This is a genomic window from Actinospineispora spinosispora DSM 44797, from assembly GCF_000429025.1.
Classification (GTDB): domain Bacteria; phylum Actinomycetota; class Actinomycetes; order Mycobacteriales; family Pseudonocardiaceae; genus Pseudonocardia; species Pseudonocardia spinosispora.
The window spans coordinates 121,318-135,076 of sequence record NZ_AUBB01000026.1 but is presented as its reverse complement, the minus strand read 5'-3'; the positions used below and the strand labels follow the sequence as shown (position 1 = coordinate 135,076).

General features: G+C 70.7%; 11 protein-coding genes. 4 read left to right on the top strand and 7 right to left on the bottom strand.

From position 1 onward, the window contains the following. Nucleotide 1: 1 nt before the first annotated feature. Both G406_RS0112855 and G406_RS0112850 read right to left on the bottom strand, forming a co-directional pair. Nucleotides 2–2,863: a DEAD/DEAH box helicase gene (locus G406_RS0112855; RefSeq protein ID WP_028934153.1), complete on the bottom strand. Its 2,862-nt coding sequence runs from the start codon at nucleotides 2,861–2,863 to the stop codon at nucleotides 2–4. 71 nt (nucleotides 2,864–2,934) lie between these two features. Further along, nucleotides 2,935–3,606, bottom strand: a complete 672-nt coding sequence (locus tag G406_RS0112850) for an alpha/beta hydrolase (RefSeq protein ID WP_028934152.1) — start codon at nucleotides 3,604–3,606, stop codon at nucleotides 2,935–2,937. A 107-nt stretch (nucleotides 3,607–3,713) separates the two neighbouring features. Here G406_RS0112850 and G406_RS0112845 point away from each other — a divergent pair, with 107 nt between their 5' ends. Both G406_RS0112845 and G406_RS0112840 read left to right on the top strand, forming a co-directional pair. Continuing rightward, entirely contained in the window at nucleotides 3,714–4,247 is a 534-nt protein-coding gene (locus G406_RS0112845) for a PadR family transcriptional regulator (RefSeq protein ID WP_028934151.1), read from the top strand. A 74-nt stretch (nucleotides 4,248–4,321) separates the two neighbouring features. Next, entirely contained in the window at nucleotides 4,322–5,563 is a 1,242-nt protein-coding gene (locus G406_RS0112840) for an MFS transporter (protein WP_037076315.1), read from the top strand. 17 nt (nucleotides 5,564–5,580) lie between these two features. Here the strand turns inward: G406_RS0112840 and G406_RS0112835 are convergent, their stop codons facing one another. Genes G406_RS0112835 through nth form a run of 4 tightly spaced genes read right to left on the bottom strand, consistent with a single transcriptional unit; the run spans nucleotide 5,581 to nucleotide 8,905 of the window. Further along, nucleotides 5,581–6,786, bottom strand: a complete 1,206-nt coding sequence (locus G406_RS0112835) for a MarP family serine protease (protein ID WP_028934149.1) — start codon at nucleotides 6,784–6,786, stop codon at nucleotides 5,581–5,583. 13 nt (nucleotides 6,787–6,799) lie between these two features. Beyond that, nucleotides 6,800–7,516, bottom strand: coding sequence for an NUDIX hydrolase (locus G406_RS0112830; protein ID WP_028934148.1), 717 nt, complete (start codon nucleotides 7,514–7,516; stop codon nucleotides 6,800–6,802). Further along, nucleotides 7,513–8,160: a TlpA family protein disulfide reductase gene (locus G406_RS0112825; RefSeq protein ID WP_211241127.1), complete on the bottom strand. Its 648-nt coding sequence runs from the start codon at nucleotides 8,158–8,160 to the stop codon at nucleotides 7,513–7,515. Before G406_RS0112825 ends, G406_RS0112830 begins: the two co-directional genes overlap by 4 nt. A 46-nt stretch (nucleotides 8,161–8,206) precedes the next feature. Further along, nucleotides 8,207–8,905 (bottom strand): endonuclease III, encoded by a 699-nt coding sequence (gene nth, locus G406_RS0112820; protein ID WP_084216028.1) that lies wholly within the window; start codon nucleotides 8,903–8,905, stop codon nucleotides 8,207–8,209. Between the two features lie 790 nt (nucleotides 8,906–9,695). On the opposite strand from nth, the gene G406_RS0112810 reads away from it, so the two are divergent. Next, a complete protein-coding gene (locus tag G406_RS0112810; RefSeq protein ID WP_028934144.1) occupies nucleotides 9,696–10,370 on the top strand; it encodes a Crp/Fnr family transcriptional regulator in 675 nt (224 codons plus the stop codon). Between the two features lie 112 nt (nucleotides 10,371–10,482). Further along, entirely contained in the window at nucleotides 10,483–11,718 is a 1,236-nt protein-coding gene (locus G406_RS46535; RefSeq protein WP_037076309.1) for an MFS transporter, read from the top strand. Here the strand turns inward: G406_RS46535 and G406_RS0112800 are convergent. Then, nucleotides 11,696–12,484, bottom strand: a complete 789-nt coding sequence (locus G406_RS0112800; RefSeq protein ID WP_037076397.1) for an MBL fold metallo-hydrolase — start codon at nucleotides 12,482–12,484, stop codon at nucleotides 11,696–11,698. The genes G406_RS46535 and G406_RS0112800 overlap by 23 nt on opposite strands. Nucleotides 12,485–13,759: the final 1,275 nt, after the last annotated feature.

Below are 13,759 nucleotides of genomic sequence, written 5' to 3'. Positions count from 1 at the left end.
CTCACCGGGCGATCTCGTTGTAGCTCGCCAGCCAGCCACGCGAGCGGTAGTCACCTCGCCGTCCGAACACCACCGGTTCACCGGCGTCGTCGACCGCGGCGGCCCGGTCGGCCAGCAACGCCCGGTACAGCGGCTCGGTCAGCTGACAGGCGCGCGGCGGCGCACCCACCGGCCAGTCGGGACTCGTGATCTCCGCCCTGCGTGCGGCGCCGAACAGCTGAGGCACGAGCCGATCGGCGTGCTCGCGGGTGGCCATCTGCTCACATATCCAGAGCAGCCGCCCGGCACCACGCGGCGGGGCCGTCACCCGCCATCGGATCCGACGGCCCAGGTCGGCGGCGACGACCGCGACCCACGGCTGCACCGTGGCGAGCCCGCCCTGCTCCGCCAGCCAGGCGAAGTAGTGCGGCGCCTCGCTCAGAATCGAGAACAGCACCGAGTACGGCAGTCCGGCGATCGTCCGTGGTCGCCCGGCACAGGCCCGAGGTGTGTTGGCGACGAGCAGGAACGTCACCTGGGCAAGATCACCGGGTGCGAGTACCGAGCCGGCCGTCGACAGCTCGGAGCTCAGACGGTCGACGTGGCCCTGCGCGCGGAGCAGCCGCGTCACCTGCTGCCGGTGTTCCTCCCCGATCACCAGCTCGCTGAACTGCGGCACCTGCGTGGCGACAGCGCGGATGAGCAGCGACTCGGCGTCCTCGGCCGTGCTCGGCGCCGGCTGTGCGGCGAGGTGGGTGCGCAGCCGGATCCCGGTCTGCACACCGACCATCAGGCGGGTCGTCAACCGTCCCAGCTCGGTGACCGCGAACCGGCTCGAACCGTCCTCGTGCGTCGTCGCGGCGAGGAAACCACCGTCGAGGAGGGTCTGGACCGCCGCGTGCACGGGCTCCAGGTCGCGGGTGCCCTTATGGTTGGCCAGGGTGCGCACCCACCAGTTCTCGGCCTCGGTGACGGTGTTCATCCGGCCCTGAGCCGTCTCCGCGAGAAGATGGTCGGGCAGCGTCTCGTCGAGGCGGGAGCGCACGACGTAGCCGTCGACGAGGTCCTGCTGCCAGCCGCTCCGGTCACCTCGCGTGGTGATCAGGTAACCCCAGCCTTCGGTCTCCCCCGCGCCGATCCGACCGGCGCGGCCGAACATCTGCTGGACGGTCGCCACCCCCATGGTCGTGATGCCCAGCTGGGTGTCCTGCACGACCACCGCGCGGGCCGGCAGGTTCACCCCGGCGGCGACGGTGGTCGTTGCGACCAGGACGTCGAGGTCGCGGGTGCGGAAGCCGCGTTCGGCGGCGGCCTTGTGGTCCCAGTCCTTGTAGTGGATGCCGACCCGTGCGCCGGAGCAGACCTTCTCCAGGCGCGCGAGATCATCGGGACTCACCCCCCGGGTGTTCGCGCCCCGTGCGGCGGCGACCGCCAGCGCGGTGGCGCGGACCGCACGTTTGCTCCCGCAGAACACCAGCACGCTGCCGCCGTCGTCGACGATCCGATCGGCGACGGCGACCGCGGTCTCGGTTCTGGCGAGCTGCTGGGCGCGATGATCGGCACCGTCCGGGATCGTCAGGAGCTGCCAGGTCAGCCTGCTCGGCCGCCACCCGCTGGTCACCAGCCTCGCGCCAAGCCAGCCGGCGATCTCGGCCGCGTTCGACACGGTGGCGGACAGCCCGACGATCCGGACCCGCGAGTCGCTGCCCGCCACCCTGGCGAGCAGCGCCTCCAGCAACGGCCCTCGGGCCGGGTCGCCGAGGAGATGGATCTCGTCGACCACGAGACACGCCACCTCGGCCAGCGCCGTGGTCAGGGACGCGGTCCGGCAGAGCGCCTCGAACTTCTCCGTCGTGGCGACCCACACGTTCGCCTCACGGATCTTCCGCATGTCGGTGGCATGCTCCCCGGAGAGACGCTCCACCCGCACCCCCTGCTCCCGCCAGGACGCCAGCTCACGGTCGAGCTCATCGGTGAGCGAACGCTGGGGGACCAGCCACGCGACCTTGCGGCCCTGACCGAGCAGCGCCTTGATCGCGGCGAGCATGCCGATCACGGTCTTGCCCGAACCGGTCGGCGCGGTGACGATCACGTGACCGTCCTGCTCGACGATCTCGGACGCGGCCTGGACCTGCAGCGGGTTCAGCCCCGGATAGGGCAGGTACGGCACCCACTCGGCCGGCACGAGCGTGGCCGCCTCGACCGGCGTCCAGTCGGTGGCGAGCGCATCGCCGTGCGCGTCCCAGATCATCTCGAACGCGTCCCGTGCCGAGGTGGCCGCGGTCCCGGTCGCGATGTCACGGCCGGCCGATGCCCGCAACGGGACGGGACGACCCCGGGCACCGACGGTCGTGATCGTCTCGTCCTCCAGCCAGTGCCGCACCTGCCGGTACGCGACACCAGCGTCGGCCAGGGACGTCCGCAGCGCGTCGAACTCGCTTCCCGACGGCAGGATCACCCTCGCGTCGGTACCCGGAGGCTGGCGCGGAACCCGCATGGCCGGATCGGTCGTCTTGACCCAGTGCAGCAACGGGCGCCCGGCGCCGTCGCCGGTCACACCCGGTTTCGGCCGGGTCCGGGTTCCGCCGGTGGTGGCCGGCTTGAGCAGGTGGTCGTATTTCTTGAGCCCGAGTCCGGCCAGGTCGAAGGCGGCGGGGCACGCCGGGCACACGATCGCGACGTACCGGTACTGCTTGCCGGCGCTCTCGTACGGCCTGCGCATGGTGTGCAGCTCACCGGAGCAGGTGGGACATCGACGCTCGACGCATCGTTCGTAGGACCAACCGGGTTCACGGAACCGCTGCAGCTCAGGCTCGAGCCGCACGCCCCACCGTGACTCGGCGATGCCGACGACCGTGCTGCCCGTCCCGTCCTCTGTGGACACCGTTCCCCCCGATCCCGCAGATCACCACGGTACCGAGTCCCGGCGTCTGCCGACGGTGTTTTCACGGCTACTCACCTGGCCGGCGCCTCGCCGGTCAGGACGTCGGCCATCAGCTCCGGCATGACCGTCGGCATGTTGTGCTGTGCGGCCACGACGTGCACCCGCCAGGCCGGGTCGTCGCGGAACCGCTCGTAGAACGGCGTGAACGGGGTGTCCGCCCAGTCGGACAGGTAAAGGTAGTCCCTGGCCGGGATGTTGTCCGGCGCCTCGGTCAGCCGGATCGGCTGCATGAAGGACGCGAGCGGATGAGGTGTCGCCCTGGGCGCGGTGCCCGCCGGTGCGGGAACCGAGTACCCGTCGGCGCCGACCTGCAGGAACACCTGCCGGAAGACGTCGTTGGTCAGCTCGAAGCAGGACTGGCCGTCGGCCGGCACGTACGCATCGCTGTAGACGAGCCTGCTGATGCGTGACGGGGCACGATCCGCGACGCCGGTGATGACCATCCCGGCGTAGCTGTGGCCGACCAGCACCGCGTCGGTGATCTCCTCCGTCTCCAGCACGGCCAGGACGTCCTGGATGTGGGTGTCGAGGTTGACCGAGGCCGACGCGAGGTGCCTGCGCTCGCCGACGCCGGTGAGCGTCACCGGGAACGCCTCGTGGCCGCGACCGCGCAGCTCTCTGACCAGGGCTTGGATGGCCCAGGCCCCGTGCCATCCGCCGGGAACCAGAACGAAGGTCGTCATCGCAGATCCTCTCTAACTACCTCTAATCGAGTGTCTCGATTAGAGGTAACACGATCCGAGTCAGCGGTATTCCAGGCGCCTCGTTACGGTGCGCGGGGAGGCAGAAAATGTTGACCTTGAGCATTCTGGGTTTCCTCGACGAGGAACCACTGCACGCCTACGAGCTGCGCGTGCGGCTGTCCGGCCTGTCAGGGCACATCCGCCCGGTGAGCGACGGCGCCCTGTACCCGGCACTGACCCGGCTGCGCAAGGACGGCTACCTGACGCGTCACGAGGAGCCGGGACGTGGCGCCGCCCCTCGACAGGTGCTCTCGTTGACCGACGCGGGCCGCGCCGAGTTCCAACGCAGGCTCCGCGATCCGGCGGACGTGGAGATCACCGACCGCAACTCGTTCCTGACGCTGCTGGCCTTCCTCGGCCGGCTCCCCGACCCGGCCGACCAGGCCCGGGTGCTGCGTCGCCGTCTGGAGTTCATGAACCGGCCGGCGAGCTACTTCTACCGGGACGGCGCCCCGCTGCGTGCCGCCGACATGGCCGACCGGTTCCGCCGGGCCATGCTCACGCTCGCCGCCGCGACCAGCCGCGCGGACCGTGCCTGGCTGGAGGCCACGATCGCCGAGCTGGAGCTCACGTCCACATAATGGGATTGCACTCCTAAGCCTTGGAACTGTTCGTTACGCTAAGAACATCCGGAGGAACCAGGAGGACGCCACGCATGGCCACAGCGGCGCAGCCGAGCCAGACCGCCACCCAGCCCCTGTCCCGCAGGCGCTGGGTCATCCTCGCCATCGGCGTGCTCGCGCAGTCGGCGGCGAGCGCGTTCATCTACGGCGTGCCGTTCCTGGTCCCGACGCTGCGTGACACGCTCGGGCTGTCGCTGGCGCAGGTCGGCGTGTACGTGGCGGCGCCGACCGTGGGCCTGCTGTGCACGCTCATCGCCTGGGGTGCCGCCGCCGACCGCTGGGGCGAGCGGGTCGTGATGGCCTCCGGCATGGCGGTGGCCAGCATCGGCATCGGGGCACTGGTCGGACTGACCCACCAGTCGCAGCATCCGCCGACGTGGCTGCTGCTCGTGCTGCTGGCCATCGGCGGCGCGGGCGGTGCCTCGGTCAACGCGGCGAGCGGCCGGATGGTGATGGGCTGGTTCCCGACCACCGAGCGCGGACTGGCGATGGGCATCCGGCAGACCGCGCAGCCCCTCGGCGTCGGCATCGCCGGCCTGACGCTGCCCACGCTGGCCCACCACCTCGGGCCGTTCCCCGCGATGGTGCTGCCCGGCACGCTGTGCCTGCTGTCCGCGATCCTGATCGCCGCGTTCGCGCCGGACCCGCCCCGGGCACCCCGCAAGGCCGGCGACGCACGGCCCCGCTCGCCGTACCACGAGCCACTGTTGTTCCGGGTGCACGCCTCCAGCGCGCTGCTCGTGGTCCCGCAGTTCGCGGTCGCCGCGTTCACCTACGAATATCTGGTCCACGAGCGGCACTGGAGCATCGCGGCGGCCGGGACGTTCGCCGCCGTCGCCCAGCTCGCCGGAGCCGGTGGCCGCATCGGCTCCGGCTGGTGGTCCGACCGCGTCCGGTCCCGGTTGCGGCCGATGCGTCAGCTGGCCGTACTCGCCATGCTGGTCCTGCTGATGTTCGCGCTCGGCGACGCCGTCACCGCGCCGTGGCTCGCCTGGCTGGCCCCGGCGGCGCTCGCCCTGGGCGCGGTCATCACCGTCGCCGACAACGGCCTCGGGTACACCGCGACCGCCGAGATCGCCGGCCCAGCCTGGTCCGGTCGTGCGCTGGGGGTGCAGAACACCGGGCAGAACGTGCTGTCCGCGCTGGCTCCGGTCACGCTCGGCGCCGTCATCGGCGGCTCCAACTACGCGACCGGTTTCGCCGTCGCCGCGCTCGCGCCACTGCTCGCCATCGCGGTCATCCCGGTCCGCTCCGAACCGGCGCCGCGCTGGTGATCAGGCCGCGCTGGTGATCAGGCCGCGCAGGCGCCGGTCGACGTCGAGGTGCTGCGGTTCGCCGCCTTCTGGATGATCGGCAGGACCTGCTGCGCGGTCAGGACGTAGCCGGTCTCCTGGTCGTCGGTCGCCGCGCCGAACACCATGCCGTAGACGGTGCCGTCCGGGGCCATCAGCGGTCCGCCGGAGTTGCCCGAACGCACCACCGCGCGGACCGTGTACACGTCGCGGACCACGGTCTTGGACGTATAGATGTCGGGGCCACGCAGGTCGATCTGGTCGCGGATCCGCGCCGGTGTCGCCTTGAACGGCCCGTCCAGCGGGTAGCCGAGCACGACCGCGTCGGCCGCCACCGCGGCGGTGCGCGAGGCGAACTTCAGCGGATCGATGTCGAGGCCCGGCACGTCGAGCACCGCCACGTCTACCTCGGGGTCGTACTCGACGACCTTCGCGTTCTTCAGCCGCGACTTGCCGCCTCGGCCGGGCACCTCGACGGCGACCTCCGCGGTCCCCGCGACGACGTGCGCGTTCGTCACGACCCGCTCGGGAGCGATCACGAACCCGGTGCCTTCCAGCGCCCGGGAACACCGCGTCGCCTTCCCGCGAATCTTCAGCACGCTGCTCGCCGCGTCCTGGATGGCGGGGCTGCTGGCCAGCGCGGTGTTCGGCGGTCCGACCTCGGTGATCGGGGTCTGGGCGAACGGGCTGAGCACGGCGGGGAAGCCGGAGGAGTCGAGCAGCGCGCGCAGCTGCGAGGGCAGCTGGCCGGCCGAGGGGAACACCGTGCTGACCATCGAGTCGACCCCGGCCAGGACCTTCGAGCTACGGATGCCGGCGGACAGCCCGGGGAAGCTCGCCGAGGCCAGCGGCACAGCGACCAGCCAGGCAGCCAGCACCACGGTGATCGCCTGCAGGATCGAGCCGAGGGTGGAGTCGATGCGCAGGCTCTGCTCGCCGGTGATGCGATCGCGGATCCGCCGGCCGAAGAACACACCGGTGGTCTCGCCGAGCGCCACCAGCAGCACGACGATGCCGATGCTGACCATCACCCTGGCGGTGGGCGCCTCGACGCTCTGCGCGATCAACGGCGCGAGCTTCACCCCGATGATCGCGCCGCCGAGCACACCGACGAACGACAGCAACGCGACCGCGAGACCGTGACGCCAGCCGGACACACCGGCCAGCACCGCGAGCAGCAGTACGAAGACATCAACCCAGCTCATCGGGCGTCCTCACTCACGCGTCCGGTCCCGCAACGCTGTGCCGTCGCCGGGCCGAGGCCAGCGCGCTGTCCAGATCGAGCTCGGCGCCGGTCCACGGGCGTTCCCAGCCGCCCATCCGCAGCAGCGCGTCCACCAGACCACCGGTGAATCCCCACACCACCATCCCCGCCACCTCGAACGCCGGGCTGACGAAGCCCGATGAATGCCGAATCAGGAAGCGGTTCGCCGGGTCGGCCAGTTCGGCCACCGGAACCCGCACCACCCTGGCCGTCTCACCGGGATCGACCGGGGACACCGCCACAGGATCGGGCCAGTGTGCCAGTACCGGTGTCACGCAGAAGCCCGACGGGGGAATGTACAGCTCGGGCAGCACCACGAGAGGGACGACACCCTCGGGCCGCAGCCCGGTTTCCTCGGCGGCCTCACGCAGCGCGGTGTGCACCGGGTCGCGGTCGGTCTGCTCGGTCGCGCCGCCGGGGAACGACACCTGACCGGCGTGGTCCCGCAGGCTCGCGGCGCGTTCCTGCAACAGCAGGTCGGGTCCGGCCTCGGTCTCGCCGAACAGCACCAGCACGGCGGCCCGGCGTCCGACGGTCTCCGGGGGTGGCAGGTCGTGCACGCTCATCGACGCCGCGTCGGCGTCCCGAGTGGCACGCAGCACCGGGACCAGCCAGCTCGGTGCCGCCTCCGGCCGGAGGCGGGGGTAGGTATCCGACGAGCACGGGTTCACCGGCTCACCGGCCTGAGCCGTTCGACCGCCGAGGCGACCTCGTCGGCGGAGCGGAACGGGACCGGCGGGGTCACCATGGCGACCGAGCCGTCGGCCCGCAGCAGGTAGCTCACCGGCAGGCCGGGCGGTACCCGCAGCGCGGCGGTGAACGCGTTGTCCGGATCGCCGACCACGGGAAGCTTGACCTTCAGTGCGGTGAGCAACGCGAGCGCGGCGCCGGGCTTGTCGTTCGAGTCCACACCCAACACTGTGACCGATCCGGGGCGCTGCGCGTACTCGGCCAGTACCGGGAGCTCGCCTCGGCACGGCGCGCACCAGGACGCCCAGACGTTGATCAGCACGTCCTTCCCGACGAATGCGGCGGCGGGCTCGACCGTCCCCGGCTCACCCAGGCATGGCACCCGCACCCCGACCAACGGCCCCGGCGCGGCGAGCCCGGCGCTACGCGGACAGGGCGGCAGCGCGGCCTCGCGCCGTGACTGTGCGAGTGCGGCGTCGTCCCACTGCTCGGCGGTAGGCGAGGCGCTGGGCTCCGAGGAGGACCCGCCGTACGGCCACAACGCGAGCACCGCGACCACGACGAGCCCCACGAGGACGACCGTCCCGAGCAGCTCGCCCCTGGTCAACCCGGTCCGAGACGTCACCGAACAACCCGTGAGTGTTTTGGGTTGCCATGACAGCCCAAAACACTCACGGCTGTTGACCTGCGGGGAAGCCGGCCATGGCCAGCAGGTGTGCCGTCTCCGGGCCCTTGACCAGCTTCGCGGCCTGCTCGGGCTCAGTCGGGCCGGCACCGAAGGACGGGCAGTCCGCGGCGAGCGGGCACACCCCGCAGGCCGGCTTCCTGGCGTGGCACTCCCGACGGCCGTGGAAGATCACCCGATGGGACAGGACCGTCCAGTCCCGCTTCGGCACCAGCGCGCCGATCGCGTGCTCGACCTTGACCGGGTCCTCCTCCTCGGTCCACCCCCACCGCCGCACCAGACGCCCGAAGTGCGTGTCGACGGTGATCCCCGGGATGTCGAAGGCGTTGCCCAGGATCACGTTCGCGGTCTTACGCCCGATGCCGGGCAGCTTCACCAGCTCGTCGAGCGTGTTCGGCAGCACCCCGCCGTGCTTCTCCTCCACCGCGGCGCCCAGCCCCATGAGCGAGCCGGCCTTGTTGCGGTAGAAGCCGGTCGGCCGGATCAGCTCCTCCAGCTCGGGACGCTCGGCGCCGGCGTAGTCGGCCGCCGTCCGGTACCGGGCGAACAGCGAGGGGGTGACCTCGTTGACCCGCTTGTCCGTGCACTGCGCGGACAGGATCGTGGCGACCGCGAGCTCCAGCGGAGTCGTGAAGTCGAGCTCGCAGTAGACGTCCGGATAGGCGTCGGCGAGCACCCGCAACATCCGTCTCACCCGCCTCGTGCGACCGAGGTCACTCTCTCCGGCCGCGATGCGAGCCGCCAACTGTTTGGTTCGGGTCACCTTCACCGGAGGGGTCGTCACAGTGCGTCCCCCGTCTTGCTCCGGCGCGGGGCCCTACGCGCGCGGTTCCTCACCCGGTCCAGGGTACGGATACCAGCACAGCGTCAGGACATCGGCCGACACGCTGGGCCATCCAGGCGATCGCGCGCGCCGCGCCGACCCCCCTGCGAGCGATCCAGACGGCGTGCGAGAAGATTTCCCTTGCCATGACTGCCTGGTTGTCAGTACTCGTGCCGCTACTGGTGATGTTCTTCGCCCTGGGCATGGAACGCCTCGAGGCTCGTATGCGCGACTCGGCCTTGCGCCAGGACGAGCTCGACGATTTCCTCGAGCGTGCCCGCCCGGATGAGGTGAAGGCGTTGTTCCGATCCGGTACCCGGAGCGCTCTCGAGCTCTTCAGGATCCGGAACAGGGACGATCGTCAGCCGCGAAGCAGCCCACGCCGCTCCACTGAGCGGCCCGCCCCCCCACGTCGCGACCGGATCGCGTCCTAAAAGCGCTGGAAACTCTAGATCATCTAGAGATAGATCCATCACAACGGTACCGATTCACCCCCTGTCGGGTGTTATAAGCGACCAGTTGCGCCCCTTTATGGGACGCCGTGGTCAACAGCGGTGTCACCGGCCACTAGACTCCCGACGGATTGATCGGTTCCGGTCCACGCATGCCCCTGGTCCAAGTTGGGGCCGGGACCGCGAGTTGAGGAGTGACTGTGGACGACGTCTTGCTCCGCGCGGGCATTTTCCAAGGTGTGGAGCCGAGCGCGGTTGAAGTGCTTGCCGGAGAATTGGAGCCGGTCGACTTCCCGCGCTCCCACGTGATCTTCAACGAGGGCGAGCAGGGTGACCGGCTCTACATCATCACCAACGGCAAGGTGAAGATAGGGCGCAAGTCGCCGGACGGGCGGGAGAACCTGCTCGCCGTGTTCGGACCTTCCGACATGTTCGGCGAACTCTCGATCTTCGACCCCGGACCCCGGACGTCGTCGGCGACCACCATCACCGAGGTGCGCGCCTACACGATGGACCGGACCGCGTTGAAGGACTGGATCGCCAAGCGGCCGGACATCGCCGAGCAGCTGCTGCGGGTCATCGCCCGGCGGTTGCGCCGGACGAACAACTCGCTGGCCGACCTGATCTTCACCGACGTGCCCGGCAGGGTGGCGAAGGCGCTGCTGCAGCTGGCACGCCAGTTCGGTTCGCAGGAGTCCGGGTTGCTGCGGGTCACTCACGACCTCACGCAGGAGGAGATCGCCCAGCTGGTCGGCGCCTCCCGCGAGACCGTGAACAAGGCCCTCGCGGACTTCGCCCAGCGCGGCTGGCTGCGCCTCGAAGGCAAGAGCGTGCTGATCCTCGAGCCGGAGCGGCTCGCACGTCGCGCGCGCTAGGAGAGTGCTGAGCAGCTTCGGCCGGTAGGCCCGAGGCTGCTCCGTGCGATCCCGGCCGAGATCACGCGGAACTCGGTGGCCGCGCGGGGCGGAAAGATGTGAAGCTCGGACGGTGTCCGCTTCACTGTCCGACTACCGCGCGGCCCTACGAGCTCCCGGTGCACTGGCGCCACTGATCGCGTCGGCGGTCGGGCGTTTCCCGATCGCGATGCTCGGTCTTGCCTCACTGCTGTACGTCGAGCGCGCCTACGACTCGTTCGCGGCGGCCGGTTTCGTCTCCGCCGCCGCGCTGACCGGTGAAGCGATCGCCTCGATCCTTCAGGGTCGCATCATGGACCGGCTCGGTCCGACGCGACCGCTGTTGGTGATCAGCGGTCTCTACCTGCTCGCCGGCCTCGGTCTGATCCTTGCCGTCGAGCGTCATCTCGCGGTCCCGGTGCTGGTTGCGTTGTCACTGGTGCTCGGCGTCACCAGCCCCGCGCTACCCGGAGCCTCTCGTTCGCTGTGGAGCCAGCTCGTACCGCCCGGTTCGCAGCGGGAGGCGGCGCTCACCTACGAGGCGATCAGCCTGGAGACGTTCTTCATCCTCGGGCCGGGCGCGGCCGGTCTGCTGCTGCTCGCGCCGTGGCCCGGCACCGGGCTGGCCGTGGCCGTCACGATGATGTTCGTCGGCGCCATCTGCTTCGCCCTGACCTCGACGGTCCGCCGGTATCGCCCGGTCCGCGAGGGCGTGCGCTCCGGCTGGGGTGCTCTGGCGAGCCCGGGGATGCGGGTCATGCCATTGGCCGCGCTCGGTTTCGGGTGTGTCGTGGGCGTCGTCGAGGTCGGTGTTCCCGCGGTCACCTCGGCCGAGGGCCATCCGGCGCTGGCCGGCGTGCTGCTCAGCGCGTGGTCGGTGGCCTCGGTGGTGGCCGGCCTGCTGTACGGGCTGCATCCGTGGCCGACGCAGCTGCGCCATCGGCTGCCGGTGCTGCTCGTCGGTTTCTCGCTCACGGTCGTCGCGATGGGGCTGCTGCCGGGTCTCGCCGGGCTGATCGTGGCCATGCTGCTCGCCGGGTGTCTCATCACCCCACAGGTGACCGCGCAGTCGCTGACCGTCGAGCTGGTCGCCCCGCCGGGCACCGGCACCGAGGCGTTCGGCTGGGTCGTCACGGCGACGACCCTGGGCATCGGGTCCGGCTATGCGCTCGGCGGGCCGCTGGTGCAGGCCTACGGCCCCGACACGGCCTTCTTCGCCGGCGGGGCCTCAGGTCTGCTGCTGGCGGCGCTGCTGTGGCTGCTGCGCCGTCATCTGATCATCGCGGCGGAACCCCGCACGCCCGCGCTCACGGGCGACGCAGGTAGGTGAGCTGGGCCTCCACCGACCACTCCGCGACCGGCCACAGCGACTCGTCCACGTCGGCGTAGACGTGCTCCACGACCTGCCGCGCCGACGCGTCCGCCCCGAGGGTCCGCAAAGCCCCCCGGACCTGGTCGAGACGCTGCTCCCGGTGCACCAGGTACTGCTTGGCAACCACGACGACGTCCGCCAGCTCGGGGCCGTGGCCCGGGAGCACCGCCATCCCGTCCGGCAGCTCGATGAGCCTGCGCAGCGACGCGAGGTAGTCGGCGATGGTGCCGTCCGGGTGGTCGATGACCGTGGTGCCCCTGCCGAGGATCGTGTCACCGGTGAGTACGGCGTCCTCCATGACGAAGGACAGCGAGTCGGACGTGTGGCCGGGCGTCGTCATCACCCGGATCTCCAGCCCGGCGGCCGAGATCACCTCACCGTCGCTCAGCGCCTCGCCGCCGTGGGTGAGCGACGGGTCGAGCGCACGGATCGGCGCCTGGGTCAGCTCGGCGAGCCGGCGGGCGCCCTCGGTGTGGTCGGAATGCCGGTGGGTCAGCAGGATCAGCGCGACCGGACCGTTCTCCGCGATCCGGGACAGGTGCCTGGCGTCCTCCGGGCCGGGGTCGACCACGATCACCGACTCGGAGTCCACACCGCGCAGCAACCACGTGTTGGTGCCGTCCAGGGTCATCTGCCCGGGGTTGTCCGCGAGCACGACCGACGCGGTGGCGGTCACCTGACGCAACGTCTCGTACCGGGGGTGCTCGGTGCGCCCCGGTAGCAGACCGGACAGCGTCGCCGGCCCCTTCAGCGTCGGCAGCAAGCGGGGCCGCAGGTGCAGCGGGGCGCTGTCGTAGCCGAGGTCACCCGGCATGGTCAGCAGGATCTTGTCGCCGTCCCGGCGCACCTTGGGGATCAGTGGCGTGATGATCCGTTCGTCTCCCGCGCGCAGCGCCGCGGAGGTGTCCGGCAGGTCCTGCAGCTGTTCGAGGGAGACCCAGGTCGGCGGAAGCAGCTCGATGCGGTCCGCGTGCCAGTCGTCCAACGCATCGACCGGACGGCGCCAGTAGGCCCCGGTGACCTCGGTGGTGCTGTCGTCGGCGTGCTGCCCCTCGGGCAGCTCCGCGACGAAGAAGCGGGTGTCGTAGCGGCGCGGCTCAGCTTCCGGGGTGATCCAGTTCGACCAAGGGCGCAGCAGGTCGGTACGCAGGACCCAGTCGTTGGCGGCCAGCACGTCGGGCAGTGAGACGCGCCGGTCCACCAGCTCGGCGCGCGCCGCGGTGAGCTGCTCGGTGCTCACGGTCGCGCCGTCCAGCTGGGCACCGTCCCGGCCGGCACCGGCCAGCAGGACACCGCACTCCTCGAACGTCTCGCGCACGGCGGCGCAGACGAGAGCGGCCGCAAGCTCGACGTCACAGCCGAGGCGCTTGGCCCACCAGTCAGGAGACGGACCGAGCCACCGTGCCGGGTCCGTGACGCGGTCCCTCTCGTCGACCCCGCCGCCGGGGAAGACCGTGACGTTCGGCGCGAAGGCCATCGCCTTCACCCGACGCTGTAAGAAGACCTCAGGGCCCGCCTCGGTGTTCCGCAGCAACATGACAGTAGCGGCAGCGCGAGGGACAGGAGGCATCTCAGAGGTCATCTCAGGACTCTAAACTCTGGGTCCGATTCCTGCCCTGGGGTGCGGGTCACTGTCCCCGCTGGCCATCAAGTGTCTTGGCGTGGTCGGGCGGCCTCAACCCCCGGCTGACGCCGGCCTCGACAGTCGCTCCTGGTGCGGCCGCAGCAGGGTCGAGGGTTCCGGGTTGACCCCGCCCGACCACGCCAAGTGCAGGCCATGATCGCGGCGAAAGGGGAGCTCTGCGGCGCCAAGAGCGGCCACGGCTGCGCCGCGTCCCGGGCGGGAGCGGGCTGTTCCCATGATCACCACCGTCTGGTGGCTGTTTTGCGGCCGAAAAACAGCCCTCAGACGGTGGTGATCATGCACGCTGGGGTGCGGTCGCTCCTTGCGCCCCGTCAGAACCACCAGTCACACTTCGCAGAGCTTCGTGTCGTGTCG